This is a genomic window from Pseudomonas parasichuanensis (assembly GCF_021601385.1).
In the GTDB taxonomy this organism is placed as follows: Bacteria; Pseudomonadota; Gammaproteobacteria; order Pseudomonadales; family Pseudomonadaceae; genus Aquipseudomonas; species Aquipseudomonas parasichuanensis.
Genome location: NZ_BQHO01000069.1, coordinates 1 through 6,076, shown reverse-complemented (window position 1 = coordinate 6,076; position 6,076 = coordinate 1). Strand labels below are relative to the sequence as shown.

The following is a 6,076-nucleotide window of genomic DNA, read 5'->3' as shown; positions in this document are numbered from 1 at the left end:
GGTCGGGGACGATTTTTTTCATGATCAAAATCCTTATGCGGTTTTGGAAAACCACCATCCGGGTCTTTTCTCACGAGAGCAGGGTGGCAGCCGTGTACGAGGTGAGAAATCCGGGGCATAAGGCAAACCCGGCCAGACCGAAGTCTGCCCGTACACGGCCACCATGGAAGGAACCGCTGATGCGTTATGCAGCTCGGGTTTCTCACACCCGGTCACCAGATATGGCGACCGGGTGAAGTTAGCCCTGAGGTGTTTCCCCGACAACGCGGCAGCTTCCGGCAGGCGCGTAGGATAGTTCCCAAGCTCTGCTGGCTGAAGCATTTGGTTTCAGGTTCGGAAATGTCTGACAGGTTTGGAGGCGTTCCCTTCAAGATGGCGTGAGGGCTTGCAGGTGTTCGCCGGGAGCCTTTTGCCGCCTATGAGATCGAGCGCCGCCCGCGCGGCGCATCGCTGGCAAGCCAGCTCCCACATTTGTTTCGGGCCAATTATTCCTGTGAAGGTACCGCTGCACGCCTTGGTGCATGTCTCAAGTCAGGTGGGGCGCCAGTGGTGCACACCTCAATATCGAGTCGAACCAATAAGGCGGACAGTGATGAACATTCAGGAGTAACTGGCCCGAAACAAATGTGGAAGCTGGCTTGCCAGCGATGCGCCGCGCGGGCGGCGCTCGATCTCATAAGCGCTGCAAGACTCTCGGCGAACACCTGTCAGCCCCACACAACTCCCAACCCTGGAGTAGACTGTCCCCCTCCCGCATTCATAAGGACATTGCCATGCTGAAGATCTGGGGCCGCAAGAATTCGAGCAATGTGCGCAAGGCGCTGTGGATCGCCCACGAACTGGGCCTGGATTTCGAATCCATCGACGCCGGCGGCGCCTTCGGCGTGGTCAACGAACCACACTACCGGGCCCTCAACCCCAACGGCCTGGTACCCATGCTCGAAGACGGCGACCTGGTGCTGTGGGAGTCCAACGCCATCGTCCGCTACCTGTGCGCCGAGTACGGCGAGGAGCAGGGCTGGTACCTCGACGACCCGCGCCAGCGTGCCCTGGCGGACAAATGGATGGACTGGACCACCTCGTCCTTCGCCACCCCGTTCCGCCCGCTGTTCTGGGGCCTGCTGCGCACCCCCGAAGACCAGCGCGACTGGGTGGCGATCAACGCCGCGCACAAGCAATGCGCCCAGTTGCTGGCCATCGCCGACGAAACCCTGGCCAAACAGCCGTACCTGTCCGGTGAGCAGATCGGCATGGGCGATATCCCCCTGGGCAGTTTCATCTACGCCTGGTTCGAGATGCCCATCGAACGCCCGGCCATGTACCACCTGGAGGCCTGGTACGAGCGCCTCAAGCAGCGCCCGGCCTACCAGGCTGCAGTGATGACTGCCCTGACGTGACGCCACTTCGATAGTCATTATCAATAGATGTGACTGTACTTGTGCGGCCAGCCCTTGCACCATGGCCGCACTCACTGCGCCAGTGACTTTGCCTGGCGTGTCCTGAACCATTCTTGATCCGGTACGTGACCCGCTATGAGTTCCGCCCTGTCCATCCGACAGCTGACCAAGACCTACGGCAACGGCTTCCAGGCCCTCAAGGGCATCGACCTGGACGTAGCCGAAGGCGACTTCTTCGCCTTGCTGGGCCCCAATGGCGCCGGCAAGTCCACCACCATCGGCATCCTCTCCACCCTGGTGAACAAGACCAGCGGCACGGTCAACGTGTTCGGCCACGACCTGGACCGCGAACCGGCTGCGCTCAAGCGCTGCCTGGGCGTGGTGCCCCAGGAGTTCAACTTCAACCAGTTCGAGAAGACCTTCGACATCGTCGTCACGCAAGCGGGCTACTACGGCATCCCGCCGAAGCTGGCCAAGGAGCGTGCCGAGCAGTATCTGACCCAACTGGGGCTGTGGGACAAGCGTGACGTGCAGTCGCGCTCGCTGTCCGGGGGCATGAAACGCCGCCTGATGATCGCCCGCGCGCTGATCCACGAACCGCGCCTGCTGATTCTCGACGAGCCGACCGCGGGGGTGGACATCGAGCTGCGCCGTTCGATGTGGAGCTTCCTCACCGAGCTCAACCAGAAGGGCATCACCATCATCCTCACCACCCACTACCTCGAAGAGGCCGAGCAGCTGTGCCGCAACATCGGCATCATCGACCACGGCACCATCGTCGAGAACACCAGCATGCGCCAGTTGCTGGGCAAGCTGCATGTCGAGACCTTCGTGCTTGACCTCAAGCACGACCTGCCCGCCGCGCCTGAGCTGCACGGCTACCCGTGCCGGCTGATCACCCCGCACACCCTGGAAGTGCAGGTGGAGAAAGACATCGGCATCACCGCGCTGTTTGGCCAGCTGGCGCTGAAGAACATCGAGGTGCAGAGCCTGCGCAACAAGACCAACCGACTCGAGGAGCTGTTCGTGTCCCTGGTGGAAAAAAACCTGTCGAAGGTGGCCGTATGAGTGTGGAGCTGCGCACCAACTGGGTGGCCCTGAACACCATCGTCTACCGCGAAGTGCGGCGCTTCTTGCGCATCTGGCCGCAGACCCTGCTGCCGCCGGCGATCACCATGGTGCTGTACTTCGTGATCTTCGGGAACCTGATCGGCCGGCAGATCGGCGACATGGGCGGCTTCACCTACATGGAGTACATCGTGCCGGGGCTGATCATGATGTCGGTGATCACCAACTCCTACGGCAACGTGGTGTCGAGCTTCTTCGGCAGCAAGTTCCAGCGCTCCATCGAAGAGTTGATGGTGTCGCCGGTGTCGCCGCACATCATCCTGGTCGGCTACGTATTGGGCGGTGTGCTGCGTGGCTTGGCGGTGGGGGTGATCGTCACGATCCTGTCGCTGTTCTTCACTCACTTGCAGGTGCATCACCTGGGTGTGACCGTGGCGGTGGTGTTGCTGACCGCGACCATCTTCTCGCTGCTGGGCTTCGTCAACGCGGTGTTCGCGCGCAATTTCGACGATATCTCGATCATCCCGACCTTCGTGCTGACGCCGCTGACCTACCTGGGTGGGGTGTTCTACTCGATCACCCTGCTGCCGCCGTTCTGGCAGACCGTGTCGTTGGCCAACCCGGTGCTGCACATGGTCAACTCGTTCCGCTACGGCATCCTAGGGGTGTCGGACATCAGCATTGGCACCGCGATCAGCTTCATGCTGGTGGCTACCGCGTTGCTGTACCTGCTGTGCATCCGCCTGCTGGTCAGCGGCCGCGGCATGCGGGCGTAGGCAGCGGCACTGGCGCCGGCGCCACTGCCGGCCCACCCACCAGCGCCAGTAGAACTGGGTGGTGAAGTAGGCGAGCACGCCGAGCACCACCCCGCACACCACCGAGCCCAACAGGAAGGGTTGCCAGATTGTCGCAAGCTGGTCGGTGACCCAGTCGACGGTGATTTCTTCGGGCAGCGTGCGCGGCGGTACCTGCATCAGCCAGGCGCCGGTCATGTAGGTGACGAAGAACACTGGCGGCATGGTCAGCGGGTTGGTCAGCCACACCAGGCTCACCGCAATGGGCAGGTTGCCGCGTACCGGGATCGCCAGGGCGGCGGCCAGCAGCATCTGCATGGGGATGGGGATCAAGGCCGCGAACAGGCCGACACCCATGGCCCGCGCCACCGAATGGCGGTTGAGGTGCCAGAGGTTGGGGTCGTGGAGCAGCTTGCCGAAAAAGCGTAACGACTTGTGTTCCCGGATGCTGGTCGGGTCCGGCATGTAGCGTTTGAACAGACGGCGCGGCATGTGGGCTCCCGGCGGGGTTGAAGGGCGTCAGTATGCCTTGATTGAACCGCAGCCTCGTTCAGAGTTTGTGACAATTGTTTAGCAAGATTTCCCGCTTGATCAGCTAAGCCTCAGGGGCGTTTTCCGCTGCTGGAGCTCTATCTCATGCGCACAGGGATGCTTGCGCTCGCGCTCGGGCTGTTGAGCCTGCGCTTTCTGCCTGCTCTGCCACCGGTCGGGTGGTTGCTGGCACTGTCATTGCTGGGGTTGGCCTGCCTGCGTACGCGGGGCTGGCCGCTTGGCTGTTACCTGCTGGGGCTTTGCTGGGCCTGCTGGTCGGCGCAGCAGGCGCTGGACGATCGGCTGGCCGTGGCGTTGGACGGGCGCACCTTGTGGCTGGAGGGGCGGGTGGTCGGCCTGCCGGCCCGTAGCGAACGGGGTGTGCGTTTTGAACTGGAGCAGCCCCTTTCGCGCCGGGCTGAACTGCCGCAACGTCTGCAGCTGAGCTGGTTCGATGGCCCCGAACTGCGCATCGGGGAGCGCTGGCGGCTGGCGGTCAACCTGCGTCGCCCCCATGGTTTGCTCAACCCCCATGGCCCGGACCGTGAGGCGACCCTGCTGGCGCGGCGCATCGGCGCCACCGGCACGGTCAAGGCCGGTGAACGGCTGGGCGCGCCCGCCCACGACTGGCGCGACGGCATCCGCCAGCGCTTGCTGGCGGTCGATGCGCACGGGCGCGAGGCGGCCCTGGCGGCGCTGGTGCTGGGCGATGGCGCGGGGCTGGCGCGCCAGGACTGGCAGACCCTGCAAGCCACCGGCACGGTCCATCTGCTGGTGATCTCCGGGCAGCATATCGGGCTTCTGGCCGGGTTGGTCTATGGCGCGGTGGCCGGGCTGGCACGCCTGGGCGGGTGGCCGCGACGCTTGCCTTGGCTGCCCTGGGCCTGCGGCCTGGCCATGGGCGCGGCGCTGTTGTATGGCTGGCTGGCAGGTTTTGGTGTGCCGGTGCAGCGTGCCTGCCTGATGTTGGCGGTGGTACTGCTGTGGCGCCTGCGCTTTCGTCAGCTGGGCGCGGGGTTGCCCTTGTTGCTGGCGCTGCTGGGGGTGCTGCTGGTCGAGCCGTTGGCCAGCCTGTTGCCGGGCTTCTGGTTGTCGTTTGGCGCTGTAGCGGTGTTGGCGTTGTGTTTTTCCGCCCGGCTGGGCGCCTGGCGGCCCTGGCAGGCCTGGACGCGGGCGCAATGGGTAATTGCCGTGGGCCTGTTGCCGGTGTTGCTGGCGCTGGGCCTGCCGATCAGCATTACGGCGCCGCTGGCCAACTTGCTGGCAGTGCCGTGGCTCAGCCTGGCGGTGCTGCCACTGGCCTTGCTCGGTACCGCGCTGCTGCCGCTGCCCTGGGTGGGGGAGGGGCTGTTGTGGCTGGCGGGCGTTTCGCTGCATGGCCTGTTCGGCTGGCTTGCCTGGGTAGCAGGGCTTGCGCCGGCGTGGATTGCCGAGCCCCTGCCGCTGTGGGCTGGGCTGCTGGTGGGGCTTGGCGCGTTGCTGGTGCTGTTGCCTCGGGGCGTGCCCTTGCGTGTGCCGGGCGCGGTCCTGCTGCTGGCCCTGTGGGCGCCACGCGAGCAGGTGCCGCATGGCCAGGTTGAAGTCTGGCAGCTGGACGTTGGCCAGGGGTTGGCGGTGTTGCTGCGCACTCGCCATCACAGCCTGCTGTATGACGCCGGCCCCGCGATGGGGGAGAGCGATTTGGGCGAAAGCGTGGTGCTGCCGACCTTGCGCAAGCTTGGGGTGCGGCAATTGGACCTGATGATGATCAGCCATGCCCATGCCGACCACGCCGGTGGTGCCGGGGCCGTTCATCGTGGGTTAGCGGTGAAGCGGGTGCTGGCGGGGGAGGCAATGGCGTTGGAGGCAAGTTTGCACGGCCAGCCGTGCAAGAGTGGCGAGCGTTGGCAATGGGATGGTGTCGATTTCGAGCTCTGGCATTGGCCGGCCGGGCCCAACAGCAACGAGCGCTCCTGCGTGCTACGGGTCGAGGCCAATGGCGAGAGGCTGTTGCTGGCAGGCGACATGGAGGCCGGTGCCGAGCGGGCCTGGTTGGCCGCGACGGACGATCCGCGCATCGACTGGCTGCAGGCGCCGCACCATGGCAGCCGGTCGTCGTCTACCGGGCCGTTCATCAAGGCTACAGCGCCTCGCGGGGCGCTGATTTCCCGGGGACGGCATAACGGTTTCGGGCATCCGCATGGGCAGGTCATCGAGCGCTACCGGCGGCAGGGCATGAGCATTCATGACACGGCGTTGGAGGGGGCGCTGCGGTTGTGGTTAGGGCGCCATGGAGGCTGTCCCTTA

5 protein-coding genes are annotated in these 6,076 nt (G+C 64.7%); 4 read left to right on the top strand and 1 reads right to left on the bottom strand.

Annotated elements, in window-relative coordinates; genetic code table 11:
• Positions 1 to 773: 773 nt before the first annotated feature.
• The 3 genes from L6D77_RS26950 (at position 774) to L6D77_RS26940 (ending at position 3,241) form a co-directional block, all read left to right on the top strand.
• The gene (locus tag L6D77_RS26950) at positions 774 to 1,397 is read left to right on the top strand and encodes a glutathione S-transferase (RefSeq protein ID WP_232885203.1); all 624 of its coding nucleotides are present in this window, start codon (positions 774 to 776) and stop codon (positions 1,395 to 1,397) included.
• A gap of 135 nt (positions 1,398 to 1,532) precedes the next feature.
• Complete coding sequence (locus tag L6D77_RS26945; RefSeq protein ID WP_232885204.1) at positions 1,533 to 2,465, top strand: ABC transporter ATP-binding protein; 933 nt, start codon at positions 1,533 to 1,535, stop codon at positions 2,463 to 2,465.
• Positions 2,462 to 3,241 (top strand): ABC transporter permease, encoded by a 780-nt coding sequence (locus L6D77_RS26940; protein WP_232885205.1) that lies wholly within the window; start codon positions 2,462 to 2,464, stop codon positions 3,239 to 3,241. The genes L6D77_RS26945 and L6D77_RS26940 overlap by 4 nt, the downstream gene beginning before the upstream one ends.
• Here L6D77_RS26940 and L6D77_RS26935 read toward each other — a convergent pair.
• Entirely contained in the window at positions 3,125 to 3,751 is a 627-nt protein-coding gene (locus L6D77_RS26935) for a DUF2062 domain-containing protein (RefSeq protein WP_232885206.1), read from the bottom strand. The genes L6D77_RS26940 and L6D77_RS26935 overlap by 117 nt on opposite strands.
• A 144-nt stretch (positions 3,752 to 3,895) precedes the next feature.
• Between L6D77_RS26935 and L6D77_RS26930 the strand changes: the two genes are divergently transcribed.
• On the top strand, positions 3,896 to 6,076 hold a 2,181-nt coding region (locus L6D77_RS26930), incomplete at its 3' end, for a DNA internalization-related competence protein ComEC/Rec2 (protein WP_236170223.1).

Excerpts from the sequence above, each read along its gene's own strand:
- L6D77_RS26950 (WP_232885203.1), top strand. The coding sequence starts at position 774 with ATGCTGAAGATCTGGGGCCGCAAGAATTCGAGCAATGTGCGCAAGGCG.
- L6D77_RS26945 (WP_232885204.1), top strand. The coding sequence starts at position 1,533 with ATGAGTTCCGCCCTGTCCATCCGACAGCTGACCAAGACCTACGGCAAC.
- L6D77_RS26940 (WP_232885205.1), top strand. The coding sequence starts at position 2,462 with ATGAGTGTGGAGCTGCGCACCAACTGGGTGGCCCTGAACACCATCGTC.
- L6D77_RS26935 (WP_232885206.1), bottom strand. The coding sequence starts at position 3,751 with ATGCCGCGCCGTCTGTTCAAACGCTACATGCCGGACCCGACCAGCATC.